We start from the raw sequence: 26,311 nt of genomic DNA, 5'->3' as shown, positions 1-26,311 counted from the left end.
AGCTGATCGGTTTTTACCGGTAAAAGAGTCTTCATTCTTATCGATGGAATGAAATAATGGTTGAGGAATACCAGCCTCAAAAAATGATAGTTTAACAATTCATTTTCCCAAGAGGAAATCAATGGCAGTTCCCAAAAGACGCAAATCGAAATCAAAAGTAAGGACAAAACGGGCCCATCATGCCATCGGAAAACCAAATTTGGTTCCTTGTCCTAATTGTAATTCTTACAGACTCCCTCATAGAATCTGCCCTACTTGCGGGTTCTATAAAACCGGAATCGTTTTAGAGCCGAAAGTCAAGAAGGCAAAAGAAGATAATTAACTCCTATGATGTGGGTCGCCGTCGATGTAATGAGCGGCGATTACGGGCCGGAGAAGATTATTGAAGGCGCCGTAAATGCCGTTAACCAGGATGGGGCTCACGTCGTCTTGGTCGGCAGAGAAGAAGAGATTGGGGAGATCCTCCTCAAGTTCGATTACGATACAACCAAAGTAAGAATCCAACACGCATCGGAAATCATCGATATGAATGATTCTCCTTCGATTGCCGTACGCACACTTCAGGATTCTTCCGTCGTTCAAGCTACACAACTCGTTGCAGATAAAACCTGCGTCGGTATGTTTTCTCCCGGAAATACGGGCGCGACAATGGCGTCCGCGCTTTTGTATCTGGGAAGAGTCCCCGGAGTTTTACGTCCGCCGATCGCGGCTCCGATTCCTCAAGAGAACGGGCCTCCGATGCTTTTGTTGGACGCGGGAGCTAACGTGGATTGTAAGCCCGATTATCTGGCGCAGTTCGCCGTGATGGGTGAAATTTATTCTAAACTTATATTCAATATTTCTAATCCGAAAGTCGGAATTCTTTCCAATGGGGAAGAAGATAAAAAGGGAAACACCGTTTCTTTGAAAGCCTTCGAGATGATCAAAAAATTGCCTTTCAACTTTGTGGGCAATGTTGAAGGAAGAGATCTCTACGGAAGCGGTAAGGACGTGGACGTTGTCGTCTGCGACGGCTTTACGGGAAACATCGTTCTCAAAGCGACGGAAGGTCTTTCCAAGTCCATTTTCAACGTATTAAGAGAAAGTATCAAACAATCCAGCCTCGCACAGACCGGCGCTTTACTGCTCAAGCCGACTTTTGCCGCGATCAAAAAACGTCTCGACTACGCCGAATACGGCGGCGCACTTTTGTTGGGAGTGGACGGAGTATGTCTGATCGGACATGGATCGTCTAACGCGTTGGCGGTTCAAAGTGCGATCCGAGTTGTGATCGAATGTGCAAAGCACCAAATCAACGATCGGATCGCGACGGATATCAAAAAATACAATATCTGATTCGAAAAGGAATCAAAAAAAAATCCGTTACTTGTAGAGAATGTAATACTCTTTAAGCAGGATCGGATCTTATGTTTGACGTGCAGAGATTGGCCAATTTTGCCCTTTCCGAAATTGAAAAATTCTCCATAGAACACCCGAACGAAACTTTTTATACGTTCGCAATCAACTCCAGCTTGCTTTGTCTGAATTCGATCGAACATTTCGAAAAATCTCTGAAGGAATTCGCCGCCAAATCACCGAGATACTATGATTCTCCGGATCAAATTCGAAAACTCAGAGAAAGTCCTGAGACTTGGGCTTACAAAGGTTTTGTATGTTTTCGTAGTTTAAATTCGGCGGAGAAGGACGCTTCCGATCCGGGGCCGTTCGATGAGATTCTTTATCAAGAACATTGCGACTTAGACCAAGAGGCCCAGAAAAAAAGCGCTTATGCGGTTGCTATGGATCAGGTTCTTGAGATTTTAAAACAGAAGGATGCGTTTCGAGTTTTAAAAAAGATAAGTGATTTTAGAATCCTGAGCGTGACTCATTCCAATTGAAGAATCAGTCGAATTCTTTTTTAAGAAATTTGATCAAGTTTTCGGAAATTTAGAATTTGTTTTTCTGAGATTCTAATTTCAAATCATCAAGTCCTTGTCGCTAAACTCCGCTAATCGAGAAACTGAAATCGAGAAAGAAGCCGGGAAAATCGACTCCATGTGAGTTTGTAGGAATTCCGACAAAGAAGGGAAGGGGACTATTTTACTTGCGAAAAGTTTGATTTTATGATAGAGGAAAGTTCTCCGGAATTTTTCCGCCACCCACCCCACCACCCGAAATTCGGGCGGGGCGCCCGAATTTTACGCGAGAATTGTCGTAGTTCCGACAGTTTTTTCTGAAGATCCTCTCAACATCTTGGTAAAGTGATAATCCGTTCCAGAAAAGACTTGAAATCCGATTTTACAATCTTCTAAATCGCTTTGATTTTTGGAAATCTTGGACAAATATCTTTTTTAAAAACGTTCTGATCGGATCGGAAAGAGCTGTGCGATTGGATTCTTTCTAAGCCTTTGATTTTCAGATTTTTTTTCTCAATATATCAATAAAATCGAATATTCTCCTCCCCATAAATGGATCAAAAAATAGTTGTCCGATTGTAGAATGAAGAGAATCTAACTTTTTTGCCGGCGGTCTTTTTTTATGTTCGATATTCCTAAACTCACAGAATTTGCTCTTTTGGAAATTGAGAAGTTTTCAAAAGAACATCCCGAGGAAACATTCTATGCATTTGCAATCGACGCGAGTCTCCTTTGTTTGAATTCTCTGGAAGCTTTTGAAAAATCTCTGAAAGAATATTCGACCAAATGGCCGAAACAATATGACACCGAGGAAAAAATCTCAAAACTAAAATACAATCCGGGGGATTGGGCTTATCAAGGTTTTGTCAATTTTCGAGACCTCAACTTAGAAGACGAAGAAGGATATCGAAGGGGGCCTTTTGACGACGACCTTTACGAAGAACACTATGGCGCGGATGATGAAACACAAAAGACAACCGAATATGCAAAGGCGATCGGTGAAATTCTTGAAAGTTTAAAAAACAAGGACGCGTTTCGTTCCCTAAAAAAGATCCCAGATTTTAAAGTGATGAGAGTGGAGCACAACTACTGAATTTATGAATATAGAAACTTATCCCGAACAAAATGACACTTATTCAAACAAAGTAAGAAAAATCATAGGCTTGGATTTGGTCTTTGCCTTTTTGTTGTATCTCTTCAGCGTTTCCATAAATCGTTTTCTTGGGCTCGTTGGGGATCCGGAGAATCCGGAAACGATGAGCAACTTTCATTTACCTTTGTTGGTATCAACATTTTCACTCATCTACTTCGCGCTCATAGACGGCTTTTTAATTTTGGAGAAAAGGATCGATAGAAGAATTTTGATCTTTTCCGGAGTTTTGATTTTTGCGGTTCTAATTGCGGAATCGATTGTGATTTCGAATTGGATTCTTTTCTTTTACAAGATGTTTTGGAAAACAACTTCCGAATTGGAGGCGGATCGTTTTAACGGCTTGGAAAGAATGAGGTCCGAAGTTCAACAGATTCTATCGATGTCTTTTCTTATCCTGATGATCTTGAAAACTATCGTAAGAATAATCTGGAATTCTCTTTGGATAAAAGCGATTTTGAATGTAGAAAAAAGGTCTCATTCTTCTTTGAATTGAATTCTCTCGATCAAAGGTCTTTTTTTAGAATCGAAGAACTTGCCGGACAAAGAGATACAAACTCTTCAGTTCTTTTGATTTCTTCAGGAAGAGAATCTCTTTCCATTTCATGATATCCCAATTTTAGAAAGAATTCTTTCGCGGTCGTTGTTAAAAGAAATAGGGTCTCGACTGCAAGACGACGACCTTGTTCTTCGATCTTTTGTACCAATTCTGTCCCCAATCCATTTTTTTGAAAGCCGTCACCGACCGCCAAAGAACGTAACAAAGCAAATTTACCGTGTAATTCCAAACCGATCACAGCTCTGAGTTCGCTTTCGTTTCCATAGCCGATAAATTGATCAAGATCCTGGTTTTTAAGATCTTCCACGGGAAGGCCTTGGTCTAGGAGAAGAGTTAAAACATTCTCAAAAGAAGGATGAAAGAAAAAATCCAAACTCGACACTTAGATTCCTTTTTCTAAAATTTAAATTTTCAAAGAAGGTTCTTGACTTCTTTATCGTATATTTACGATAAAGCGTATGATCGTCAAGAAAAAAGCGAAGTTTGCAAAAGATACGATGCTCCTTGCGGAGTTTGCAAAGGTTTTGGCTCATCCCGCCCGTTTATCCATTCTTCAAACGATCGCCGAAAGAAACGAATGTATCTGCGGTGAAATCGTGGAAGTGCTTCCTCTTGCTCAGGCGACGGTGTCCCAACATCTGAAAGAACTCAAAGGGATGGGACTCATCAAAGGGGAGGTGGAAGGAAATAAATCCTGTTATTGTATCGATTGGTCCCGATTGGATGAATTTCAGGAAGAATTGAATTCCTTTTTTGAAAAACTAAATCGATTAAAAAAATCACAAAGTGAGAATTGTTGTCCATGAAAAAACCGAATATACTTGTGCTCTGCACGGGAAACAGCTGTAGAAGTCAAATCGCAGAAGGTTGGTTGCGTCATTTTGCGGGTGATCGCGCGAGAATCTTTAGCGCTGGAATCGAAACTCACGGGGTTAATCCAAGGGCCGTTCAAACGATGAAAGAAGTCGGGATCGATATCGGAAATCATACTTCCAATCATATCGACGAATACAAGAACATCGAGTTCGACTACATCCTCACCGTCTGCGATCACGCAAAAAAGAACTGTCCTTATTTCCCTTCCAAGGCTTTGCGGTTTCATCAGAACTTTCCGGATCCCGCAAAGGCCAAAGGAAACGAAGAGGAAATCCGAGAAGAATTTAGAAAGGTTCGTGAAATGATCCGCGAATATTCTCAAAACTGGATCCAAGAATTGAAATTATACTCTGCGGCTTTTAACGACTGAGGCAAAAATGAATTCAAAATTAAATTTTGTGGATCGTTATCTCACTCTTTGGATTTTTCTAGCGATGGGCGGAGGAGTTCTTTTCGGTAAATTGGTTCCCAGCGCCGAGGAAGATTTAAGTGGCCTTTCGATCGGAACCACGAATCTTCCTTTGGCGTTCGGTCTTATCTTGATGATGTATCCCCCTCTCGCAAAAGTTCAGTTTGAAAGAATGAAGGAAGTTTTTTCAAACGTAAGAGTTCTTGCAATTTCCCTTTTTCTAAACTGGATCGTAGGACCTTTGTTGATGTTCGGTTTAGCCGTGTTCTTTTTAAAAGATTATCCCGAATACAGAATCGGACTCATTTTAATCGGGCTTGCTCGGTGCATCGCGATGGTGATCGTTTGGAACGAATTGAGCGAGGGGAATCGAGATTATGCGGCGGGTCTTGTCGCTCTGAATAGCATCTTTCAGATATTCTTTTATAGTATTTACGCATATTTTTTCATTTCCGTTTTACCTCCTTACTTGGGTTTTTCGGGTGCGGAAATCAATCTTACGATCGGACAAATCGCTGAAAGTGTTTTCCTATATCTCGGGCTTCCTTTTTTGGCCGCGATTTTTAGCCGCGTGATTTTGATTCGTTCCAAAGGAAACGTCTGGTATGAGGAAAAATTCCTCCCTGCGATTTCCCCGATCACCCTTTTTTCGCTTTTGTTTACTATATTTTTTATGTTCAGTCTCAAAGGGAATTTGATCTTTGAAATTCCTTTCGATGTTCTAATTATTAGCGTTCCTTTGCTGATTTACTTTATTATTATGTTTTTTATCAGTTTTTGGATCGGAAAAATTATGAAAGTTGAATATTCTAAAACCACATCGATTGCTTTTACTTCTGCCGGAAATAACTTCGAGCTCGCGATCGCGGTCTCCATTGGAGTTTTTGGCATTTCGAGCGGTCAGGCGTTTGCGGGAGTGATCGGTCCTCTTGTGGAGGTTCCGGCTTTAATTCTTCTTGTAAGAGCCGCTCTTGGAATGCGAAAACGATGGTTTCAAAGTCCAGTCGTAAAGGAGGCCTAAGATGACGACGATTTCAAAAGTATTCAATCGAGAATGTCAGTGTATCACGATCGAAAAAGAAGTTTTGGACCGGAGTTTTCTTAAAAAAATTAAAGCTTCCATGAGCGAGGAGAATTCCGATCTTGATTCCTTGACGGATCGTTTTTTTGCATCCAGCGCCTCTTTTCTGGATCCGAGCGATTTTTTTAAAATTCAAAAGACGATCCAAGTAATTCAGAAACTTCTTAAAAACGAAAAGGTGAGAAAGGAGATTCTCAAAGAATTTCCCGAGAACTTAAGAGATCGTTTTTCTGAGGGCGGCGTTTTTTTAAGCTTTGATTTTCATCTTGCGGAAGAAGGCCCGAAACTGATCGAGATCAATACGAATGCGGGCGGGGCTTTTTTACAGACAAAACTCGTCGAGGCTCAGAAAGAATGTTGTCCCGAAGTGAGAGAAGCGCTCTCGAGTCCCGAAGAAATTTTGGCGATTGAAACGCGATTCTTTGATTCTTTTTTGGAAGAATGGAAGGCCGCGGCAAAAGAGGGAGTTCCTACTTTGGTTGCGATCGTGGACAATCATCCCCAGGAGCAGTTTCTTTTTCCGGAATTTCTTTTGTTCCGTGAGATGTTTTTATCGAAAGGAATTGCCTGCGAAATCCTGGAACCGGAGCTTCTAACCTTAGAAGAAAACGGTTCTCTTTCTTTCGAAGGGAGAACTGTAGATCTGGTTTATAATCGGCTCACGGATTTTTATCTTTTAGAATCCGTGAATCAAAAAATTAGAACTTCCTGGGAATTGGAAAAGACGGTCGTAACTCCGAACCCGCTCGACTACGAACTCTATGCAAAAAAAACGAATTTGGTTTTTTGGAAAAACGAGGAGTTCCTACGCGAAGCCGGTGTGGAAGAGTCCGATCTCGCAGTTTTAGCTCGGTCGATTCCTTTGACCGGGGTCGTAAAAAAAGAGAACGCGGAAGAACTCTGGAGAGAAAGAAAAAAATTCTTCTTCAAACCAGGATCGGGCGGTTACGGAGGCAAGGCCGCCTATAGAGGCGATAAGCTCACAAAAGGAACGTTCCAAGAAATTTTGGAAGGAGAGAATATTTTTCAAGAGATCGTTCTTCCTTCCGAGAGGATTCTTCTCAAGGAAGGGGAAAAAATTCCTTATAAGATGGATCTTCGGACTTATGTTTATCGGGAGGAGATCCTACTTTTAGCGGCGCGTTTATACCAAGGGCAAACCACGAATTTTAGAACTCCGGGAGGAGGTTTTTCTCCCGTTTATGTTCTTGGGATGAAATCTTCCGTCAGAGGGGACGATTTCTAAAGTAGGGAACTGAAGACGATCCGAGGGATTTTCTTGTTGTATTTCCGACAAGTGTGAGGGAAGAATGTCCAACTTCCAAAATTAGAATTTTGTGATATTGGAAAATGCCTCCGCGTTTTTCCCTGCGTAACCGCCCCACCACCCGAAAATCGCTTAACCTTGCCTATAAGTAGAAAAGATTTTAAAAAAAATCCGTCGTAGTTACGACGCTCTTCCGTAAAAGTTGCGCCCCGCCCAAATTTCGGGTGGCGGGGCGGGTGGTGGAAAATTTCCGGAAATTTTCCTATATCACAAAATTCTAATTTTGCAAGCACAAACTCCTATGTAGGAACTCCTAAAAAATTCCTCTTCTCGGGACGTTTCTCGTTGCAGGACCCCTCAGAACTTGTGAGTAAGGGGATGTAAAATCAGGGTTAGGCCACGGCTTTCGCTGAGGATTCTTGTAGAAGTTTCGACAAAAAGAGAGAAGGATTTTGAGAGAGGACGTTTTTGAATAGGAGATTCTTCCTTGTTAAGCAAAAGAGGAGGAGTTCCCACACTTCGAAAAACTTCGGAATATCTCGAATCAAATCGAATCTAATTTCTCCCGTATTTTTGAAAAGTGTGAGTTCCTACATTTCCTTTTCTTACAATAAAACTAATCTTTCCAAAGTCCCAAAAAGGATTCCGAACAAAGCAGAACGTTCGTTCTGTCCCAGAGTCTCAAAACCCGGAAAACTCCCTTGACCCGGTATTTGAGCAAAATACCTTAGCCGCAGAGCACCCGAAAGGAAAGAATTATGATCGATTTAAAAGGTAAAAACGCTGTTATCACCGGAGCCGCACGCGGAATCGGAAAATCCACAGCCCTCGTTCTTGCAAAAGCAGGAGCCAACATTGTTATCGCAGACCTCAATGAAGAATCCAGCAAGGCAACTGCGGAAGAAATCGCAAAACAAACCGGTGTAAAAGCCATCGGAGTCGGAACCAACGTAGCGGATTCCGAATCTGCGGCAAGCGCTATCAAAGCTTGCGTGGAAGAATTCGGTTCCGTTGATATTCTCGTAAACAATGCGGGAATCACAAAAGACACTCTTCTTATGAGAATGAAAAAAGAACAGTGGGACGCGGTGATCGCCGTTAACTTAACCGGAACATTCAACTGCACACAAGCCGCAATCAAATATATGATGAAAAATCCAAACGGCGGATCCATCATCAATCTTTCTTCGATTGCTGGAGTAAACGGTAATATCGGACAAACCAACTACTCCGCTTCGAAAGCGGGTGTGATCGGATTTACAAAAGCGGTCGCTCTGGAAATGGCGTCTCGCAAGGTTCGTTGTAACGCGATCGCTCCCGGTTTTATCGCTACTGAAATGACCGATGCGATTCCTGAAAAAATCAGACACGCAATGGTTGCGGCGATTCCTCTGAAAAGAGCCGGACTTCCAGATGATATCGCGAACACCATTGCATTCTTAGCTTCCGACATTTCTTCTTTCATTACCGGTCAGGTGATAGAAGTGAACGGCGGAGGATTTCTTCCAGGCGTCACCGAATAATCATTTTTGAAATCTTCTTCCATTCCAAAATCGGAGTGGAAGAAGATTTTCAATTTCTTTATTTCCTTTAATCCGTTCGAAAAAAAAGAATTCGCGGTCAATTCTTCCTGCCTCCCTGTACTTAAATTCGTTTTTTTTCTTTTTTAGAATTCTTCTGAGAATTAAAATTCAGAAGGAGAAAGAATTTTGATTCAAAGCGATTCTAATGAGACAAACTCTTATCAAAGACCAAATTCACTTCTCTTCGTAGAATCGACGCAAAGGAGGACTCGAGGCATTCTGCGAGAAGTATGCTCCTCAATTCCTCAAGATCATTCCAGGCCTCATACAACGTGTTTTTACGATCTTTTTTTGCTACGCATGAGATCGTTTTTTGAATGATCAAAATCGAATTGAAAAACAAAAACTTCGGAACAATTTAAGGGAGTTTTTTTCTGAAAAAAAGTATATTGGCTTGCCAAATATTTTCGGAATTAAATCTATAAAATTCGGTGGATTTTATATCCACCTGACTAAATCTAACAAAAAATCATCATACCACAAAATGTGGTACGGAGGAAACAATGGCAGACTTTGAAAAAGTTAAATCTATCATCGTAGAACAACTTGGAGTGGATGAATCTGAAGTTACACCTGAGGCTCACTTTATAGATGACCTCGGTGCAGATTCTCTGGACACAGTTGAATTAGTAATGGCTCTCGAAGAAGAATTCGGAATCGAAATCTCTGACGAAGACGCTGAGAAAATTCAAACTGTTGGTGACGTAACAAAGTTCATCGACAACCTCAAGTCCTAATCGTTTGAGACTTTCCGGGTTCTTCACGGAACTCGGAATTCTTTTTTCCTTCCTTTGATCTTTAAAAAATCACAATCTCCTTCTTCTCTCAAAAACCCCGAGCGGGTCAAAACTCTACAGAAACTTTCCAAAAAGATCGGGATCAAATTTTCCAATCTAGAATTTTATAATACCGCCTTCATTCATAGTTCCTTTAAAAATGAAAACCTGGAGATTCCCGAAGACAACGAACGTCTGGAATTCCTCGGAGATTCCGTTCTCGGTCTCGTCGCGGCGCGTTATCTCTTCCAAAACTATTCCAGAGCGAGCGAGGGCGAATTGTCTCGGATTAAGTCGAGAATCGTCTCTACACCCATTCTAAACACCATCTCGGAGAAGCTGGGTCTTTCCGAGTATCTTCTCTTAGGTAAAGGGGAGGCGAGTTCTCAAGGAAAAGGGCGCCGTAAACTTTCCGCGAATCTTTTCGAGTCTTTGGTAGGCGCGATCTATCTGGATCTCGGATTCGAAGCTTCCGAAAAATTCATCTTAAAACACTTAATAGAATTTGCGGAAAATCCGGAAAAAGAAGAATCTGTCAGAGACTACAAAACTCAACTCCAAGAATACGCTCAGAAGAATTTTAAGGTTCTTCCGGTTTACCGCATGAAAGGAGAATCAGGTCCGGATCACGCAAAGGTCTTTCAAGTTTCGGTTCGAATCCGAGATCAGTGGGAAGCGAGCGGAAGCGGAGTGAGTAAAAAGGCTGCGGAACAAAACGCAGCGAGAGAACTTTACAATCGGATTCAAAGAGGGTCTTAGAAGAAAACGTCCCTCGCCAAATCAAGATTCAACGGATCAAAGGACGACAATCAAGTTAGTATGGATTTTTTCTTTAAAAAGAAGGGAATGCGAGTCAGGGTAGCGGCTCTTATTTTCAATTCTCAAAATGAAATCCTTCTCATTCAACAAAAGAAAAAAGATTCTTACTATTGGCTTTTACCGGGCGGCGGAATCGAATTCGGCGAAAGCGCCGAAGACGCTCTCAAAAGAGAATTGAAAGAAGAACTTTCTCTGGAAATGAAGTCGGCCTCGTTTTTACTTTTAAACGAGTCCATAGAACCCGGCGGAAAAAGACATCTCATTCAACTCGTATTTTTAGTGAACGTAAAAAAAGAAGTTCCCGAACTTAATCTCAACGAAAAGGCAATTACCGGTTTCGGTTATTTTAGTCCGGCCGCCGTGAGAGAGATGGATCTTAGACCCGATATCAAATCCTTTCTTTTCGAAGGAGATTTGAGTCCGGCCCCTTTTATCAAAAGCACCTGGGTATCAGAAAAAAAATGAGTCATATCGAAACCATAACAGTGAATACGGAACACAAGTCCGTCCCGGTTCAAATTCATTCGGACCTCTCCGGTTTATCGGAAGAGATCGCAAAACTTCCAGGTGTCACTTCGATCTTTTTGATCACCGAAAGATCGATTCATTCCATCTACGCAAAATATTTAGAGAAAGAACTCTCGCCTCTGGGAATTCGTTTTCAAGAGATCTATATCAAGGGCGGAGAAAAAGCAAAACATATCGGAAAGACTGGAGACGTCTACAACCAACTCATCAAACACGGAGCCGATCGTAAGTCTTTGATTCTTGCGTTTGGCGGCGGAGTGGTCGGCGACTTTGCGGGTTTTATTGCTTCCACTTATCTGCGTGGAATTCGTTTTGTTCAGATTCCCACAACTCTTCTCGCCTGCGTCGATTCTTCGGTGGGAGGAAAGGTCGCGGTCAACGCGGATCTTGGTAAGAATATGATCGGTTCTTTTTATCAGCCAGAATTTGTATTCGCACCTTTGTTCGCTCTTTCCACACTTCCGGATCGGGAATGGAGATGCGGTCAGGCGGAAATCATCAAACATTCTCTTCTTTCCGGAGGGGAATACTGGGAGAAGGTCAAAGAACATTCATTCCAAGATTTGAATGTAGATTCCCCGATTCTTCCTTATATGATCGCCGAGTCGGTTCGATTTAAGGCTTCCGTCGTTTCGAGCGACGAAAAGGAAACGGGTCTTCGAAAAATTCTCAACTTGGGACATACGACAGCCCATGCGATCGAGTCCGTTACGAAGTATAAAAAATATTCCCACGGAGAAGCCGTTGCGATCGGCCTTGTCACGGCGCTTCTGATCAGCGAAGAAAAATCCGGTTTGGATCCGATTACTACGAAGGAAACGGTCGAGTCTTTGAAACGTTATCAACTTCCGTTTCAGACAAAGTTGAAATCGAAGGAACTCACCAAACACATGCTCCACGATAAAAAGAACGTGGGTGGTTCGATCCGTTTTGTCCTTCTGGAAAAACCCGGTTCTCCGGTGTACGATATTCCCGTGGATTCCCGCGATATCATTCTGAGCATTCGAAAACAAAAAGGTCTATAATGAATTTTGAATTCGATTTTTTAAAATCTCTCAATCCTTTGGTTTTGCTTCGACTCAAGGAAAGAAGCCTTTCGGAAGAATTGATCTTAATCGTTTATTTTGTTTTTTTTCTGATTCTTTCTTATAGAGTTATTCTTCTCATTTTGGATTTTTTCAGACCTACGATAGACGTCACCGCGCGCTACAATCGCAGAAAGATGGCTCGGATGTCGTTCGTCATTCTCGGATTGATCATTCTTCTTCCCGTCGCTTTTTCCGGACTTTCCTATCTTCCCACAGTGATGGGACTCGCCGGGGCGGGGATCGTGATCTCCTTAAAAGACATTACCTTGAATTACGTGGGTTGGTTTTTTATTCACGGAAGCAACGGTTTCGAGGTCGGGGATCGAATCGAAATCGAAAGTGTTCGCGGCGACGTGATCAATATCGGTATGAATCGTTTTACTCTGATGGAAATTTCCTCCGATCCGAAATCGGATCAATCCACAAATCGTCTCGTTCATTTTCCGAATCACTATGTCATCCTAAAACCGATCGTCGTCGTGAAAGACAAGATGAATTACGTCTGGGACGAGATGAGAATCAAAATTCCTTACGATTCCGATTTTGAAAAAGCTGAAGAATTACTCAACGGCATCATACAAAACAATGCGATCATCGATCAGGAAGAAATCGATTATACCCTTCAGGAACTTTCCAAAAATTATTTGGTGCGTCTCGGTAAAACTTCCCCGATCGTCTATCTTTCTCTCGAGGAGGGAGGGATTCTTTTTTCTCTTCGTTATCTGACGCACGTTCGGGAAAGAAGGGACATGAAGACTAAAATCGCTCATACAATTCTGAAAGAATTTAAACTTTTTCCGGGTATTCGAATTTTATAATATTCTGTAAGACTTTTTCCCGTCCTGGTGGACGGTTTGTCTTTTATTCTTGTTTTGCGGATCGAAAGAGGATTGAACCTGTGTCCCTTAATGGAGGAAGTTCTAACTGCAACGACGTATCGGGATGATATTGATCGTTTTTTCTTTCGAACAAAAGACGATAAGCGATCTTGTTTTTGTTTTATGATTTCCCTATTTTTGCCGGAATGATTTTCTTAACGGAACAACCACTCGGAAGTTACCGTTTATGAAACGAAAAGTCATCGGAATATTCTTAAATTTGATCTTTCCTCCCTTCGGTTTTTATTATCTCAAAGACCGTTTGTTATTCTGGATTTTTTACGGATATACTTTGTTCGGTGGACTTGCCGTTTCCGTTTTTACCTATATTCTTTTTGAAAACCGTTCCGGAAAAGCCGCGTTATTCTTTCTTGTGTTTTTTGTTTTTTTCAACGGGGGGATTCTCATTCTTTTTACTCTTGTTTCGGAAAAAAGAGGTTCGATTTCCAGTTCCAAACCGTTCCCTTCTCCGTATTGGTTTTTGCCGCTGAGCGTCTTTTTCTTTTTGTTTTTCGGAGTGGCAATCGACGAATTCGCAAAGGATCGGATTCTAAAAGGAAAGGTTCAACTTTCCTCGGGAATGATTCCTAACGTAAACGTAAACGATCATTTCTACGTTACCGAATTGTTTTACAAAAAGGAACTGAAACGAGGAGATATTGTCGCTTATCAAAATGAAGATTCCGGACGTCAATTGCTCGGAAGAGTCGTGGGCCTTCCCGGAGAATCGATTTCGGTTTTGGAAGAAACAACGCCGGATCGTTTTACGATCGCACGCATCCTTATCAACGGTGAAAAAATTCCTCAAGAAAGAACTCAAATGAAAAGCGGGGATTTTTATTCCGGTTTAGATCTGCAGGAAAGAATTGTTTTGGCGGAGGCACTCGGAGAACGTTTGGTTCCGATTCTCGAATCCAAATCCGATTCCGGGATTCTTCTTTTCCCTAAGGTCAAACTTGCGGAAGACGAACTTTTTATATTGGGCGACAATCGGGACGGTTCTATCGATTCCAGAATGTTTGGGCCGATTTCTTTCGACAAGGTGATCGGAAAGTTTGCTTTTACGTATTTGTCTTCGAACCAGGACAAAGTTCCCACAAAAATCTGCGAAGGGGATAGGGACTATTTTTGTTCTCTGAAACGATTTTATAAAATTCTAATGTTAGGGAACATTCGTTGGAGTTATTTGGGTTTTGATAATTCCGCTGTGAAAAAATGATTTCGAACTTTTTTCGAGACCTGTTGAACTCCGATAGAAACGAGCGGCCGATTTTCGGGAATATGTCGGAACTCCAATAAGAACTCAGCCGGGATCGAGTTTTTTAGAAGGTTCCGTGTCCACCGTACGAAAGAAAATGTGGGAACTCCGCTGAAATTTTTCGGAAATCAATTCTTTGGAAAGTTCATGGCGCGCTTTTAGGGATAGGATGTGGGAACTCCTGCGTTTTTCTTTAGAGTTTACTTTCGTGATTTCTTTTCGGATTGTGGGACGGATTCGCGGGATTCCGGGTTGGTTTTGGTGAACTATTCTGAAACGATAAAAAAGAATTTTTGGAGGAGTTCCTACTGGGAAAACCTTTTAGAAAAAGAATGGTAAACGAATTTTCAGTCCTTTCCTGGTTGACCCCGGAAAAACCGTCTTTAGGAGATTCTTATTAACTTTTTTTTCAAAACGGTCACGATGGAGGAACTCACACTGGTTTAGGACGATCAGAGAACGATTTGAAATCGCACAAAAATTCGATAAGGCCTAATTTGTGGGAACTCACACAGATAAATTAGAATTTTATAAAATGAAATCCTTTCTTCTCTCGGATCGTATTTGAGATCAATGAATTCTATAGATCTGTAAAAAATCCACGCTTCGAACGCTGGTTCCAGGAGCTCCGGAAAGAATCACGACCTTGTCGCCCGGAAACAGGAATTCGTCTTCTTTGAGTTTTTGATTCATATAAGCGATCATATCTTCCAGTCTTGTAAAGAACGGCATCACGAATGGAATCACACCTCTGTAGAGTTTCATCTTTCTCGCGGTCGTAGCAAACGGAGTAAAAGAGTAGATCGGAACCTTGGGTCTCATCTCCGAAGTGATCAAAGCGGAGTAACCGCTTCTCGTAAAGTTGACGATCGCCTTTGCATGAATCCCGTGAGCGATCTCTCTAGCCGCGTTTCCAAGCGCCGTTCTTTCTGATTCCAAAAACGTTTTTTTGATGTTCCAGTGAATTTCATAGATATGATCGATGGTTTCCGTTTCTTGGATGATCTTCGCCATGATCTCCACGGATTCGACCGGATAATGGCCGCTCGCGGATTCGGCGGACAACATCACTGCGTCCGTTCCGTCCATCACCGCGTTCGCGACGTCGCTTGCTTCTGCTCGCGTGGGTCTCGGATTTTCGATCATCGATTCCAACATCTGTGTCGCTGTGATCACCGGTTTTCCGGCTTGGTTGAGTTTGTAGATCAATTCTTTTTGAAGGATCGGAACTTTTTCCGTTTCGATCTCAACTCCAAGATCTCCTCTCGCGATCATGATTCCGTCCGCACGTTCGATGATCTCTTCTATGTTCCCGATCGCTTCGGGTCTTTCGATCTTTGCGATTAGCCCCGTGTATGTCCCAGCTAACAGAGATCTCGCCAATTCCAAATCGGCTCCGGTTCGAACAAAGCTGAGAGCAACGTAGTCCACACCCAAAGCGAGTGCAAACTTCAGATCCTCAATGTCTTTCTCTGATAAGGCGGGTGCGGAGATCGGAGTTCCCGGGAGATTGATTCCTTTGTTGCTCCAGAGGATTCCTCCCACGATCACCTTTAACATCGCCGAGTCGGAAGTTTTAGAAATGACTTTGAGAACAAGCTTCCCGTCATCGATGAGAATCTTGTCCCCTTCTTTGATGTCTTGGATCAGATTCGGATACGTACAGCCGATCGTCGCTTCGTCTCCTTGGAGTTCCGCGTCGGGAACGATTTTGATTTCCTGGTCCTTATGGAGTAGAATGGAGTTTAACTTTAATTTTCCGGTTCTGATTTTCGGACCCTGAAGATCGGCCATGATTCCGAGTGGAAACCCGGATATTTGCTCACATTTTCGGAGCGTTTCGTAGACTCTCTTGTGGGATTCGTGGGTTCCGTGCGAAAAGTTCATTCTCGCGATGTCCATTCCCGCCTTGAGAATGGAAAAAACGGTCTCTTCCGATGAGGAAGCGGGGCCGATGGTGCAAACGATTTTGGTTTTTTTCCCGTGTAGGGTTTTCATGAACGGCAATTCTAAAGAAACACCTTCCGTTGTTCCAGCGAATATTTCCTCTTTACGAACGGAAAGAGGAAAATAGAATGAACCAAAAATAGGCGTCCTCTCCTTGGAGAAGCAGTTAGAACGAATTGGATTAGTATATCATCCGGATTATAATATGGATCTGGGGCCCCACGTATTTCCGGCAAGGAAATACCAGATGGTTTATAATCTCGTAAAACAAGATCCTAAACTCGCGGATCTCTATGTGCACAAGCCGGACCCTGCCAAAGAAAAAGAATTGGCCCTGGTTCACACGAAAGAATTCTTAAAGGATTTTTTTTCTCTCAAACTCACGGACAGAACTCAGTATTCCGAACTTCCCCTTACAAAACAAATCGTCCAAAGTTTTGTACTCGCGGTCGGAGGAACGATTCTCTCTATGGAACTCACAAAAAAATATAAATTCGTTTATCATATCGGCGGCGGCTTTCATCACAGTATGCCCGATCGTGCGGAAGGATTTTGTTATCTCAACGACGCCGCGATCGCGGGGAAATTATTTCTAAAAGAGAATCCCCGCAAAAAAGTATTATTCATCGATTTGGATCTTCATCAGGGGAACGGAAATTCCGTGGTGTTTCAAAACGACCCGAACGTGTTTACCTTCTCCATGCATCAGGAAAATCTCTATCCCAAAAAAGAAAAGTCCGGAATGGACGTTGCTCTTGCAGAAGGAACCGATGATAAGACCTATCACGAACTTCTGGAAGAATCGCTCGAGAAAATCTATTCTTCTTTTCAACCCGATCTAATCTTTTATATCGCGGGAGCGGATCCGTTCGAAGGGGATTCTTTGGGAGATCTGAAGCTTACGTTTCAAGGTTTGAGAAAGAGGGACAAGATCGTAAAAGACTTTGCGCTTCGTGTCGACGCGCCCGTTGTGATTCTTCCGGCGGGAGGATATGCGAAGGACTTCCACGATACCGTCACGATTCACTACAATACGATCAAGGTTTTTGCGGCCGACTAACGTTATGGGAATCTTCTCGGATTCGGATAAAAACAAGGGCAATCCCGGTTTTTTGGACGGTCAAGAACTCGGAATGATCGACATCTCGCGCGAATTTCAGACTTCGCTCGGAATCGAGAACAGTCTCTTCAATCGGTTCACGATCGAAGAAGTAAGAGTGATGATGGAAGACGCAGGAATGTTCCGTATTCTCGAGGCGAGGGGTTATTCCGATTTTCAGATTTCCTTAGACGGAATTTCCGAAATGGACAATCGGATTTATATCAAGGATTCTTCCGGCGGAATTCTCGTTCACATGCGTCTAAAATTTTCAGACTTTCAGTTTAAAAAGCTGGATCAATCCTACAAGCTCGTTTATATTGACTGGCTCCTGACCCAGAACCTAAAAGCGAAAACGATGAAAGTAAAAAAGAAACTCCATCAGGGTCAAGAATATCCGGGTTTAAGCGTGATGAACGAGATCACAGGTTTTATCAGAATTCTCGCGACCAAAATGGGGGCCTACGGGGCTTTTAATATTCCGGAATACTTTCACGACGCGGTTCTTTTTCATAAGTCGTTTCAATTCGTGGATCCCGAAAAGGAAGGAAAGTTTCGAGCGATCCTTCAGTCTTTTAGCAGAACGAATTTGAGGGAACTCAGCAACGAAATTCACGGAGAACAAATCTGCGATTCCACGACCGGAGAAGTTTATATCTGGAAGTACGGAGAGATGGTCTCTTGTATCAGCGCTTATCTCGAATCGACGCTTTTCGACGAAGAATATTATAAAAAAGTGAAAAAGATCGTTTCAGGTACTCATTATATAAGGAAAGTCTAATATGGCGGAATTTTCCCTAAGACCGGAAATCATCATTCTCGACGACGATAGAGACGTAGGAGAGACGCTGGAACTCATTCTTACAAAACTGGGTTACCAGAGCGTATTTTTCGATTCCGTAGAGCAGGGAAAACAGTATTTCGAAAAAGAACTCAATCCGATCGTTTTCCTGGATATTCACATGCCCGGAAGCAGCGGGCTTGAAATCCTTCCTTATTTTAAGAATTTAGAATCTAAAACCCAAGTCATTATGATGACGGGGGAACGCGATATCAACAATGTAGTAACCTCCTTGACTCACAAGGCGAGCGACTTTCTTCTCAAACCATTCTCCATACAAACCGTCCAAATCGCGATTCAAAGGGCTTACGATTATTATTCGATCCTAAAAGAAAGAGATCTAAGAGACGAAGTGATCATGAGAGATCTTCGTCTTGCGTCCAGAGTTCAAGGGAAAATTTTTTCCATTCCTGATCTTTCTCCGTTTCGAGTGGAAGCCGATATCACTCCCGTTTCCTTTGTGAGCGGGGATTTTAACGTAATTCTTAAAAAAGAAAAATCGATCCTGCTTCTCTTGGGGGACGTTGAGGATCACGGAGTTACTTCCGGTTTGATCGCACTTTTAATGACAACTCTCGCGAGGGAAGAATTTAAGAATTCGGACAATCCTTCTGAAATTCTAAAAAAAATGAATCAGGAGCTCTGCTTGAATATCGGGACTCACAGTATGACGGCTGCCTGTGTGATTCTATTTCCAGAGCGAAAAAAACTCGTCTACGCGAGAGGAGGTCATCCGTTTCCCGTGCACTTTCATAAGGAAGGTTTTTCTTTTTTGAAAGAGAGGTCCGGTCAGCTTATGGGAATTTTGGAAGAGGTTGAGTTTCCGAGCCACGAGGTTTTCGTGAATTCGGGAGATATCATCTTTCTTTTTACGGATGGAATTATCAACAATCTCACGCATCCTTTGATTTCGGAGTTGAATGAAATCCACAAAGCGGGCGGAGATACGATCGGAAGGATGAAAAACTCCTTGGACACCTATGTTAGATCCACGATTCCAGCAAGAGAATATAGAGACGACGCTTCCTACGTTTTACTCGAAATCCCGTAGGTTCTTTCATCATTGTTTTTTCCGATTTGAGAAAGGGATCACGACTTCCGAGCAAGGAAGGATTTTTCATAATTGTCTTCCGAAAGGAGAACTTGTTCCAAACCCTGAAACCAGAATCTCAAGAAGATTCTGTCGGAACTCCGACGGATCTTCTGTGAAAGCGGCGCGCCCCGCCCTGATTTCGGGTGGAGGGGTGAGGTGGCGGGAAAAAACACGACGGACTTTTCTATATCACAAAATTACACTTTTTGCAAGCGCAAATCTCCGTGTAGGAACTCCTAAAAAATCCTTCTTCTAGGAGCTCTTCATGCTCGAAAAAGCTTTTTTTAGGAAGTAAATTCTTTGTCGGACCAAATGTTCGCAGGAAATTTCGATTTACGAAAAAGTCGGGGAATCTTTAAGGAACGATTTGATTTCGATCCGAATCGATCAATCTTCCTCTTGGAACTGGAAGAGCTCTTTTGGAAGTTCTTTCATCGAAACATAAGGAAATGTGCCTTTTCGAATATTAAAAAAAATAAATTCAGGGAGACTGAAAAAGGCCGACTGAAATCCTTTTTGAAGACGTTCTCCTTTGTCGAAGGGAAGGCTGAATAACCCCGCCGTTGTAAGGCCCAGACCTGCGGTAAAATTAACCATTCCGTAGAGCGGTCTTTTCCAAAAAACATCGTCCGTAAAAAACGGAAAAACAGGGTCCTCTCGATTGGATTTGTAAATCGAAGAAGTAAACGTAAGAGATTCCCGAAAGGCGGTTCGAATTCCTGGTTCCTTCTCTAAAACTTCCCCGAGTTTTTTTCTTCTATAGGAGAGAAAAACGGTTTCACCGGAATTCTTCCATCGTTTTGAAATCGAATGAGATGCGTAGAATGGAATGAAGGATGGAGAAAATTTCGGGTCGATCTTTTCCCCCGGAAAGGATTTTTCCTTCAAGTCGAAGGTTTCTTGAACTCTTTTTACGATCTCAGTCGTACAGTTTTCGGAAAGAAGATGAAACTGATAGAGTTCTTTCAATCGGGAATGATATTCCGATTCTCTTTCTTTTGAAATTCTTGCATATTCTTCGAGTTTCGAATTCTGAGGCAAAAACATCGAGATCAAAAAATAATTCTCTCTTTGTGGAATCAACTTCCCGGAATACATCCGCACCGGAATCGTTTTTGCAAGACCTTCTTGAAGTTCGAATGCCCGATTGGTTGCATCCTCCCAGATTTGATATTCCTTTTCCGTAATGGAGTTGAGAGAGGATATTTTCTCGCGGGCCAACGATACTATCGAAGACGTTTCTACTTCAATATGACGGACCGCTTCCTTGTCTCCCGAGGCCTCTTTTTGGATGAGCGGAGAATCTTCCGGAAAACTGGAAAGGAAAACCGGAAAACCGGATTCTAAACTTTCCTCCACCGCCTGCATCCTTCCAAGCGCGACTAACGCACTGAACGCCCATCCCGGGTCTTGTTCTTCGATAATTTGCAAAAGACTTTCTTTCTGTCTCCGGAAGAAGAATTGTAAAAGTTCGATTTCCTTTTCGGAAAGTTTGTTTTTGGAATCGCCGATCAGAAGGTCGGAATTGAGTCCCCATTCTTCCCTTAAAATTTGACAGAGTAGAATGCCTTCGAGTGTATCACGGATTTTTAAATAAGGACCTTGTGTAAAAAAAGGAAACTTGATAGCGGAAATGTTTTCGGGTAGAGGAGGAAAACGGAGGTTTGTGAGTTCGTTCTTCGGAAAAAGAACGTTCTCTTTTAGACGATTCTCCAGTGTGGAAAGAAATTGTTTACCAAATTTCGATTCCAATTCTTCCTTAAGATCCTTTGTTATTTTAGAATTTTGTTCTTTTGTAAAGTATGCGGTCGCTCGAAGTCCGATTTTTTTTTCGGGAGATTTCAATTCCTCGAAGAACTTCGCTTCTTTCCTAAGAACTTCCCAGTTCTGCAAGTGTTTGAACTGAACGAGATAGAGACGATTGAGTCCGGATTCTAAGATTGAAATTTCTTTCGGATCCCAATCGAGTCTTGTAAGAACGCTCGTCCGATTGGATAGAATATTATAACCGAATGCGAAGTCGTCGTAGGATTCTCTTACGAGATGAAAGATATCGTCTGGGAAAAATTGATAGTGATAGACCTTGTTTCCGACTCGGATTCCGGTATGTCCTCCGCTGGATTGCCCGGTATTTGCGTCGACGTAGATAAAGTCTGCTGTCGTGGGTGTGGAACGGAGCCCCGCAGGATTAAGCAGGGCCGTCGACAAAAAGAAAAGAAAAAATCTCAGAGCTGAGTAAATCCTTTTTGAATGGATTCCACGATTTCCGGTTTGGAGGTTCCTAATCCTTGTACGAAGGTTTGGAATTTTTCCTCGCTTACTCCCGCTTTTTTCAATCCGCTTCCGATTCCGAGATACGTTACGCGCAACGTCTTCCAATTCGTAAGTCCGTTTTGAAGCGCGAGGGTCGTAAGATCGTTTTTAAATTCGATTTCCTGAAATCCGTTTTCAACGTGCATCGCCGTGAGATCGCGAACGTCTTTTAAGTAGGCCTTTTCCTTTTTTTCGTCGTCCCCGGAAGAAGAGGAAAGGACGGAACTTATGGAACCGGAGATGGACTTGATCGATCCGGAAAGACTTTCGAGAGAATCGGAGGATTTACTGAGAGAGTTCACGCCCGCAGAGATCGATTCCGAGATAAAGCAGTGATTGAGACTGAGGATAAAAAGACTTATGACCAAAGCCAGAACTTGTTTTTGAGTGCGTTTCATTCGATTTGGGTCTCCGTGTGGTTTGTTTTTTCGGTTGGAATTTTATCCGGGATCGAATTCCAGTCAAACAACTTTTCCCGTTTGCAAAACGACGGATCCGAACGCGGGAAGTTTCAATTTGAGAATTCCGGTCTTGGGTGAAAATTCCAGGGACTCCGGAACCTTGCCAGTCCAGAAGTCGGGGAATTGTTTTTGTTTTGTGACAAACGGCGCTTGGATTTCGATCGTGTTTTCTTCTTCGGTTGGATTCCAAATTCCTAAAAAGCCTGCCGGATTATAAAGTGCCGGAGGAAATAGACCGGAAGTGATTCCTACTGGAATCGGAGTTTTGCTTCTACACTTCGCTCCGAGTTCTAAGGTTTTTTTCAATAAGGAAAGTCTTTCTTCTCCGATCAATGCGAGGTCGTCGCTCACAAGAATCATTCCTCCGCTCACGGCCATCACACTCGCCATAAACTGAGTTTGTGCCGGAGTCATCTGATTTTTACTTTCTCTTACGAGAAGACAATCCGGATCGTTGTACCATAAATTTCTGTGCATGGAAGCGCGCGTGATGTCGTTGATCAAGGCTCTTTCCGTGCAGAGTGCGTGTTTATCGTTTACGAGAATTCTTTTCTTTTCTCTTCCCCAGAACGGAGCGACGTCGCAACTGATTCTCATCGCATCGAAAAGTCCGATCGAAGGATACGTAGGAGCCCCGCACCCCAAAAGAAAGACATCCTTTCCTACGACCTTTCGGATGAATCGAATCGTATCCGCATAACGTTTGTGAGGCGAGACTCCTCGGTCATAGGTCCATCCCGGAAGCAAGGCCGCGTATAAAAAGTCGAGTTTGAGATACGGATATCCGTATTCTTTTACGAGGGTGGAAAAGACATTTTCTAAAAAGTCCCGGGAAGTGGGATGGGTAACGTCGATACAATACGTGTAGTCCATTCCCCAGAGAGGATTCCAAAGTGCGGGAACCGGTTTTCCGTCTCGATCTTTCAAGACCGCTTCCGGATATTTCTGGAAGAATTCTGATTTTTTTCTCACTAAGAAGGGTGCGAGCCAAAGCCCGGGAGTGAGCTTTTCTCTTCGGATTTCTTCGGCTATAAGACGCATTCCTCCGGGGAATTTGTCGTTGGTGGTAAGCCAATCTCCGATTTCCTTTTGATAGCCGTCGTCGATCTGGAAGAATTGAATCGGAAGTTTTTTTTCCTTCACGAGCGCCAGATTCTTCAAGATGATCTTTTCCGAAATTTTGGTGTAGTAGTGATACCAAGAACACCAACCGGTAGGAACCTGAGTCGAGGAGAGTTTTACTTTATGAGCTTTTCCTAATTCACTAAAATACTTTTTGAGAAAGGCTTCCGGGCTTGTGCTAAAACGAACGACGCTGATTGGAGTCAGAGAAAGTTTGTTTCCTCTGAAATCTTCGTAGCGATAAAAATCGTAGATCAAGGAAATTCCCGAAGATGGAAACCAGGATTTTTTCTTTTCGTTTGCGAGTTCTTCTTTTCTTTCCGAAGAAATCGCTCGGAACTTGACTCCTTGTTCTCCGGGACCGGTCGCTCCGGCGAAGTAATGTGGATCCTTGGAAGAAGAGATCAGAAGAATCATTCCTTCGCTGTGCCAGTCTCCGCCGACTCCGAAATGTTTTGTATAGATATTCTCCTGGACGTATTGAAGGAAGTCGAGGCGAGGAGACTCGTCCGCTTCGCTTAAAGAATGAACTCCGGTGAGACTCCAAGACTGATATCCGTGTTGAAAGATTTTCGGATCGGTAAGCGAATGCGGAGGAAGTTCGATTTCCAAGGTAAGAATTTCGGTTCCCGCCTTGGGTCTGAGTTCTCCGATCCATTCGAGTGTCGGTTTGTAAACGTTGTTCTTTCCCGTTTTTTTATAACCGAGGGCAAGGGAGAAATTTCCGCAATCGCTCTTACTCTTCAGCTCTTTTCCCGAAAATTCGAAAGAGGAAACGAACGCGTCCTCATAGACTTTGTAGTTTAATATAGCTTTCATTCTTTTGTTCTATCGCTTTGGATCGCTTTTCGTTTTTTCAAACGGGAACTTTTCTAAAATTCCAGCGGCCTTGTTTTGTATTTTTGGTTCCCGAAACCACGCGGTACGGATTATTATGAAATTATGCCTCCAAAACGTTCAACTATAAAACCGGAGCTTTTTCCCGGGGATCTGACACAAAAAAGATTCGAAGAATATCTGGCCGACGACCGTTTGGCCGTAGACTGCGAGATGATGGGACTCAACCCGAGAAGAGACAGACTCTGCGTGGTTCAGATCTGCGATTCTTCCAATAACGTGAGTTTGGTTCAGATTCTTCCGGATCAAAAAGAAGCTCCTCATCTCAAGTCCTTATTCGAAAATCCCGAGATCGTAAAAATTTTTCATTTCGCAAGAATGGATACTCTCTTCCTTCGTTATCGTTTAGGAATCGCGATGCAAAATGTTTTTTGCACAAAGATCGCGAGTAAACTTGCGAGGACTTATACGGACAAACACGGACTCAAAGATCTCATCCGGGAATTTTATGACGAGACATTGGATAAGAAGAATCAATCTTCCGACTGGGGTAAAAAAATTCTTACCAAAGACCAAGTGGACTACGCAAGCGGCGACGTGAAGTATCTGATTTCTCTCGAACAAAAACTCACAGAAATTCTCGTGAGGGAAGGAAGAGAATCTTTGGCAAGAGACGCGTTTCGTTGTCTTCCCGTATTCAACCAGATCGATTGGCTTGAGATGCCCGCGCTTTTCGAACATTGAAAAAGAAACTCACTCGAAACTTTGTTTGTCAGTCTTGCGGTCAGGACTACGCTCGCTGGGCCGGAAAGTGCGAGTCCTGCGGAAACTGGAATACGATCGTGGAAGAGGTCGGCGGGGAAAGGTTCGCCGCCTCGAACGGAAATTCTCAGAAGAATAAATCGTATAAGGAACCCATTCCTCTCGATAAGGTGGAAGAAGAATCTCTCAAAAGAATGGGAACGGGTTTGAAAGAACTTGATCTCGTTTTGGGAGGAGGACTCGTTCCCGGTTCCTTAACCTTGATCGGAGGAGAACCCGGAGTCGGGAAGTCCACGTTGGTTCTGGAAGTTTCTCGCAATCTGACAAGCGCAAACAAAAAAGTTCTTTATATTTCGGGAGAAGAATCTCCATCTCAGATTCGGATGCGCGCCGAAAGAATGGGGATTCGTTCCGCGAATCTGTTTCTTACTTCCGAAACCTACGCCGAAAATATTTCTGCGATGATCGAAGGAGAAAGACCCGCGGTTGTTTTTGTGGATTCGATTCAGACGATCGCAAGAGAAGCGCTTCCGAACCAAGCAGGAACCGTAACACAACTCAGAGAATGTACACAAGTGTTGCTTGAAACCGCGAAGAGATCGGGGATTCCGATTTTGATGACGGGTCATATCACAAAGGAAGGTGCAATCGCAGGTCCGAAAGTTTTGGAACATCTCGTGGACACGGTTCTTTATTTTGAAGGAGACCGCCTCAATTACTATCGTTTGTTGCGCGCGGTCAAAAATCGTTTCGGCGCGGTAGGAGATCTCGCGATCTTTGAAATGTTCTCAGGAGGTCTCCGGGAAGTCGGAGATCGAAATCAGGTTTTTATCAGCACGGGAGCTGAAGAAAGAAGCGGCTCCGTGATCAGCGCGGTCCTAGAAGGAAGCCGCGCTCTGACTGTGGAAGTGCAAGCTCTTGTGAGCAAGTCCGGTTTTTCGCAAGCGAGAAGAATGGCGGAAGGTCCGGATACGCGCCGTTTGATTTTACTCGCGGCAGTGATCGAGAAATACATCAAACTCAAATTAGGAGAATGTGATATATTCAGCAATCTCGCGGGAGGCCTCGACGCAGACGAACCCGCGCTCGATCTCGCGATCTGCACTTCGATCATCTCGAGTTATCTGGATCAACCTCTTCCGAAAGGAACCTGCGTTTTAGGAGAAGTGGGTCTTTCCGGTGAAGTAAGAAGTATCGGCCAGGCGAGTTTAAGAATCAAGGAACTCGCCGGAGTCGGTATGAAGAAGGTGATCGTTCCCGAAGGAAACTTGAGTGAGATCGATAAAAGTCTGGACATTCAGATCCAAGGGATTCGGTCCTTGAACGATTTGCGTTCCTTGTTTCCCGGTGCGAATTGAACTCCACGAAGGCTTGCTCCGACAAAACAATGTGGGAACTCCACGAACGCTTGCTCCGACAAAACAATGTGGGAACTCCACGAACACTTGCTCCGACAAAACAATGTGGGAACTCCACGAACGCTTGCTCCGACAAAACAATGTGGGAACTCCACGAACACTTGCTCCGACAAAACAATGTGGGAACTCCACGAACGCTTGCTCCGACAAAACAATGTGGGAACTCCACGAACACTTGCTCCGACAAAACAATGTGGGAACTCCACGAACGCTTGCTCCGACAAAACAATGTGGGAACTCCACGAACACTT

Annotated in this window: 26 protein-coding genes; 21 read left to right on the top strand and 5 right to left on the bottom strand. The window is 43.2% G+C overall.

Annotated elements, in window-relative coordinates; genetic code table 11:
• Positions 1-121 precede the first annotated feature (121 nt).
• The 5 genes from rpmF (at position 122) to JWG45_RS09635 (ending at position 3,541) form a co-directional block, all read left to right on the top strand.
• Positions 122-322: a 50S ribosomal protein L32 gene (gene rpmF / locus JWG45_RS09655; RefSeq protein ID WP_069606605.1), complete on the top strand. Its 201-nt coding sequence runs from the start codon at positions 122-124 to the stop codon at positions 320-322.
• A gap of 5 nt (positions 323-327) precedes the next feature.
• The gene (plsX, locus tag JWG45_RS09650) at positions 328-1,335 is read left to right on the top strand and encodes a phosphate acyltransferase PlsX (RefSeq protein ID WP_156781776.1); all 1,008 of its coding nucleotides are present in this window, start codon (positions 328-330) and stop codon (positions 1,333-1,335) included.
• 71 nt (positions 1,336-1,406) lie between these two features.
• Positions 1,407-1,877 carry a hypothetical protein gene (locus JWG45_RS09645; protein ID WP_205279555.1) on the top strand — a complete coding sequence of 157 codons (471 nt, stop codon included), beginning with the start codon at positions 1,407-1,409 and terminating at the stop codon, positions 1,875-1,877.
• Positions 1,878-2,517: 640 nt separating this feature from the next.
• Complete coding sequence (locus JWG45_RS09640) at positions 2,518-2,988, top strand: DUF4303 domain-containing protein (protein WP_205279554.1); 471 nt, start codon at positions 2,518-2,520, stop codon at positions 2,986-2,988.
• Between the two features lie 4 nt (positions 2,989-2,992).
• Positions 2,993-3,541 (top strand): hypothetical protein, encoded by a 549-nt coding sequence (locus JWG45_RS09635; protein ID WP_205279553.1) that lies wholly within the window; start codon positions 2,993-2,995, stop codon positions 3,539-3,541.
• Positions 3,542-3,551: 10 nt separating this feature from the next.
• Here the strand turns inward: JWG45_RS09635 and arsN2 are convergent, their stop codons facing one another.
• Entirely contained in the window at positions 3,552-3,986 is a 435-nt protein-coding gene (arsN2, locus tag JWG45_RS09630; protein ID WP_205279552.1) for an arsenic resistance N-acetyltransferase ArsN2, read from the bottom strand.
• A gap of 76 nt (positions 3,987-4,062) precedes the next feature.
• On the opposite strand from arsN2, the gene JWG45_RS09625 reads away from it, so the two are divergent.
• The 11 genes from JWG45_RS09625 to lepB all read left to right on the top strand — a co-directional run bounded on the left by JWG45_RS09625 (position 4,063) and on the right by lepB (position 14,128).
• Complete coding sequence (locus tag JWG45_RS09625) at positions 4,063-4,410, top strand: ArsR/SmtB family transcription factor (protein ID WP_205279551.1); 348 nt, start codon at positions 4,063-4,065, stop codon at positions 4,408-4,410.
• Positions 4,407-4,850 (top strand): arsenate reductase ArsC, encoded by a 444-nt coding sequence (locus JWG45_RS09620; protein WP_205279550.1) that lies wholly within the window; start codon positions 4,407-4,409, stop codon positions 4,848-4,850. The genes JWG45_RS09625 and JWG45_RS09620 overlap by 4 nt, the downstream gene beginning before the upstream one ends.
• A 7-nt stretch (positions 4,851-4,857) precedes the next feature.
• Complete coding sequence (arsB, locus tag JWG45_RS09615; RefSeq protein WP_205279549.1) at positions 4,858-5,910, top strand: ACR3 family arsenite efflux transporter; 1,053 nt, start codon at positions 4,858-4,860, stop codon at positions 5,908-5,910.
• A 1-nt stretch (position 5,911) separates the two neighbouring features.
• Entirely contained in the window at positions 5,912-7,216 is a 1,305-nt protein-coding gene (locus JWG45_RS09610; protein WP_205279548.1) for a circularly permuted ATPgrasp domain protein, read from the top strand.
• 779 nt (positions 7,217-7,995) lie between these two features.
• A complete protein-coding gene (gene fabG, locus JWG45_RS09605) occupies positions 7,996-8,760 on the top strand; it encodes a 3-oxoacyl-[acyl-carrier-protein] reductase (protein WP_205279547.1) in 765 nt (254 codons plus the stop codon).
• Positions 8,761-9,323: 563 nt separating this feature from the next.
• Entirely contained in the window at positions 9,324-9,557 is a 234-nt protein-coding gene (gene acpP / locus JWG45_RS09600; protein WP_000753030.1) for an acyl carrier protein, read from the top strand.
• A 54-nt stretch (positions 9,558-9,611) separates the two neighbouring features.
• The gene (rnc, locus tag JWG45_RS09595; RefSeq protein WP_205279546.1) at positions 9,612-10,355 is read left to right on the top strand and encodes a ribonuclease III; all 744 of its coding nucleotides are present in this window, start codon (positions 9,612-9,614) and stop codon (positions 10,353-10,355) included.
• Between the two features lie 60 nt (positions 10,356-10,415).
• Positions 10,416-10,880, top strand: coding sequence for an NUDIX hydrolase (locus JWG45_RS09590; RefSeq protein WP_205279545.1), 465 nt, complete (start codon positions 10,416-10,418; stop codon positions 10,878-10,880).
• Positions 10,877-11,968, top strand: a complete 1,092-nt coding sequence (aroB, locus tag JWG45_RS09585) for a 3-dehydroquinate synthase (RefSeq protein ID WP_205279544.1) — start codon at positions 10,877-10,879, stop codon at positions 11,966-11,968. The genes JWG45_RS09590 and aroB overlap by 4 nt, the downstream gene beginning before the upstream one ends.
• A complete protein-coding gene (locus JWG45_RS09580) occupies positions 11,968-12,849 on the top strand; it encodes a mechanosensitive ion channel domain-containing protein (protein ID WP_205279543.1) in 882 nt (293 codons plus the stop codon). Before aroB ends, JWG45_RS09580 begins: the two co-directional genes overlap by 1 nt.
• Before the next feature lie 247 nt (positions 12,850-13,096).
• Positions 13,097-14,128, top strand: a complete 1,032-nt coding sequence (lepB, locus tag JWG45_RS09575; RefSeq protein ID WP_205279542.1) for a signal peptidase I — start codon at positions 13,097-13,099, stop codon at positions 14,126-14,128.
• Between the two features lie 609 nt (positions 14,129-14,737).
• Here lepB and pyk read toward each other — a convergent pair.
• Positions 14,738-16,165 (bottom strand): pyruvate kinase, encoded by a 1,428-nt coding sequence (gene pyk, locus JWG45_RS09570; protein ID WP_205279541.1) that lies wholly within the window; start codon positions 16,163-16,165, stop codon positions 14,738-14,740.
• A gap of 103 nt (positions 16,166-16,268) precedes the next feature.
• Here pyk and JWG45_RS09565 point away from each other — a divergent pair, with 103 nt between their 5' ends.
• The 3 genes from JWG45_RS09565 to JWG45_RS09555 are packed head-to-tail and all read left to right on the top strand — an operon-like array spanning position 16,269 to position 19,105.
• A complete protein-coding gene (locus JWG45_RS09565) occupies positions 16,269-17,174 on the top strand; it encodes a histone deacetylase family protein (protein WP_205279540.1) in 906 nt (301 codons plus the stop codon).
• Positions 17,175-17,178: 4 nt separating this feature from the next.
• Positions 17,179-17,994 (top strand): hypothetical protein, encoded by an 816-nt coding sequence (locus JWG45_RS09560; RefSeq protein ID WP_205279539.1) that lies wholly within the window; start codon positions 17,179-17,181, stop codon positions 17,992-17,994.
• Position 17,995: 1 nt separating this feature from the next.
• Positions 17,996-19,105, top strand: coding sequence for a SpoIIE family protein phosphatase (locus JWG45_RS09555; RefSeq protein WP_205279538.1), 1,110 nt, complete (start codon positions 17,996-17,998; stop codon positions 19,103-19,105).
• A 429-nt stretch (positions 19,106-19,534) separates the two neighbouring features.
• Here JWG45_RS09555 and JWG45_RS09550 read toward each other — a convergent pair whose 3' ends face one another.
• The 3 genes from JWG45_RS09550 to JWG45_RS09540 all read right to left on the bottom strand — a co-directional run bounded on the left by JWG45_RS09550 (position 19,535) and on the right by JWG45_RS09540 (position 23,862).
• Positions 19,535-21,343 (bottom strand): hypothetical protein, encoded by a 1,809-nt coding sequence (locus JWG45_RS09550; protein ID WP_205279576.1) that lies wholly within the window; start codon positions 21,341-21,343, stop codon positions 19,535-19,537.
• Between the two features lie 29 nt (positions 21,344-21,372).
• Positions 21,373-21,858, bottom strand: coding sequence for a putative lipoprotein (locus JWG45_RS09545; RefSeq protein ID WP_205279537.1), 486 nt, complete (start codon positions 21,856-21,858; stop codon positions 21,373-21,375).
• A gap of 63 nt (positions 21,859-21,921) precedes the next feature.
• Complete coding sequence (locus JWG45_RS09540; protein ID WP_205279536.1) at positions 21,922-23,862, bottom strand: glycoside hydrolase family 36 protein; 1,941 nt, start codon at positions 23,860-23,862, stop codon at positions 21,922-21,924.
• 123 nt (positions 23,863-23,985) lie between these two features.
• Here JWG45_RS09540 and JWG45_RS09535 point away from each other — a divergent pair, with 123 nt between their 5' ends.
• Positions 23,986-24,624 carry a ribonuclease D gene (locus JWG45_RS09535; RefSeq protein WP_069606629.1) on the top strand — a complete coding sequence of 213 codons (639 nt, stop codon included), beginning with the start codon at positions 23,986-23,988 and terminating at the stop codon, positions 24,622-24,624.
• On the top strand, positions 24,621-26,000 hold the full coding sequence (gene radA, locus JWG45_RS09530) for a DNA repair protein RadA (protein WP_205279535.1): 1,380 nt from the start codon (positions 24,621-24,623) through the stop codon (positions 25,998-26,000). Before JWG45_RS09535 ends, radA begins: the two co-directional genes overlap by 4 nt.
• The last annotated feature ends 311 nt before the right edge of the window (positions 26,001-26,311 follow it).

This window comes from Leptospira ainlahdjerensis, from assembly GCF_016919175.1.
Taxonomy (GTDB): domain Bacteria; phylum Spirochaetota; class Leptospiria; order Leptospirales; family Leptospiraceae; genus Leptospira; species Leptospira ainlahdjerensis.
This window is presented reverse-complemented; position numbering and strand designations above follow the sequence as displayed.

What these genes read in the sequence shown, in the direction of transcription:
- rpmF (WP_069606605.1), top strand. Translation starts at nt 122, where the DNA reads ATGGCAGTTCCCAAAAGACGCAAATCGAAATCAAAAGTAAGGACAAAA.
- plsX (WP_156781776.1), top strand. Translation starts at nt 328, where the DNA reads ATGATGTGGGTCGCCGTCGATGTAATGAGCGGCGATTACGGGCCGGAG.
- JWG45_RS09645 (WP_205279555.1), top strand. Translation starts at nt 1,407, where the DNA reads ATGTTTGACGTGCAGAGATTGGCCAATTTTGCCCTTTCCGAAATTGAA.
- JWG45_RS09640 (WP_205279554.1), top strand. Translation starts at nt 2,518, where the DNA reads ATGTTCGATATTCCTAAACTCACAGAATTTGCTCTTTTGGAAATTGAG.
- JWG45_RS09635 (WP_205279553.1), top strand. Translation starts at nt 2,993, where the DNA reads ATGAATATAGAAACTTATCCCGAACAAAATGACACTTATTCAAACAAA.
- JWG45_RS09625 (WP_205279551.1), top strand. Translation starts at nt 4,063, where the DNA reads ATGATCGTCAAGAAAAAAGCGAAGTTTGCAAAAGATACGATGCTCCTT.
- JWG45_RS09620 (WP_205279550.1), top strand. Translation starts at nt 4,407, where the DNA reads ATGAAAAAACCGAATATACTTGTGCTCTGCACGGGAAACAGCTGTAGA.
- arsB (WP_205279549.1), top strand. Translation starts at nt 4,858, where the DNA reads ATGAATTCAAAATTAAATTTTGTGGATCGTTATCTCACTCTTTGGATT.
- JWG45_RS09610 (WP_205279548.1), top strand. Translation starts at nt 5,912, where the DNA reads ATGACGACGATTTCAAAAGTATTCAATCGAGAATGTCAGTGTATCACG.
- fabG (WP_205279547.1), top strand. Translation starts at nt 7,996, where the DNA reads ATGATCGATTTAAAAGGTAAAAACGCTGTTATCACCGGAGCCGCACGC.
- acpP (WP_000753030.1), top strand. Translation starts at nt 9,324, where the DNA reads ATGGCAGACTTTGAAAAAGTTAAATCTATCATCGTAGAACAACTTGGA.
- JWG45_RS09590 (WP_205279545.1), top strand. Translation starts at nt 10,416, where the DNA reads ATGGATTTTTTCTTTAAAAAGAAGGGAATGCGAGTCAGGGTAGCGGCT.
- aroB (WP_205279544.1), top strand. Translation starts at nt 10,877, where the DNA reads ATGAGTCATATCGAAACCATAACAGTGAATACGGAACACAAGTCCGTC.
- JWG45_RS09580 (WP_205279543.1), top strand. Translation starts at nt 11,968, where the DNA reads ATGAATTTTGAATTCGATTTTTTAAAATCTCTCAATCCTTTGGTTTTG.
- lepB (WP_205279542.1), top strand. Translation starts at nt 13,097, where the DNA reads ATGAAACGAAAAGTCATCGGAATATTCTTAAATTTGATCTTTCCTCCC.
- pyk (WP_205279541.1), bottom strand. Translation starts at nt 16,165, where the DNA reads ATGAAAACCCTACACGGGAAAAAAACCAAAATCGTTTGCACCATCGGC.
- JWG45_RS09560 (WP_205279539.1), top strand. Translation starts at nt 17,179, where the DNA reads ATGGGAATCTTCTCGGATTCGGATAAAAACAAGGGCAATCCCGGTTTT.
- JWG45_RS09555 (WP_205279538.1), top strand. Translation starts at nt 17,996, where the DNA reads ATGGCGGAATTTTCCCTAAGACCGGAAATCATCATTCTCGACGACGAT.
- JWG45_RS09545 (WP_205279537.1), bottom strand. Translation starts at nt 21,858, where the DNA reads ATGAAACGCACTCAAAAACAAGTTCTGGCTTTGGTCATAAGTCTTTTT.
- JWG45_RS09540 (WP_205279536.1), bottom strand. Translation starts at nt 23,862, where the DNA reads ATGAAAGCTATATTAAACTACAAAGTCTATGAGGACGCGTTCGTTTCC.
- JWG45_RS09535 (WP_069606629.1), top strand. Translation starts at nt 23,986, where the DNA reads ATGCCTCCAAAACGTTCAACTATAAAACCGGAGCTTTTTCCCGGGGAT.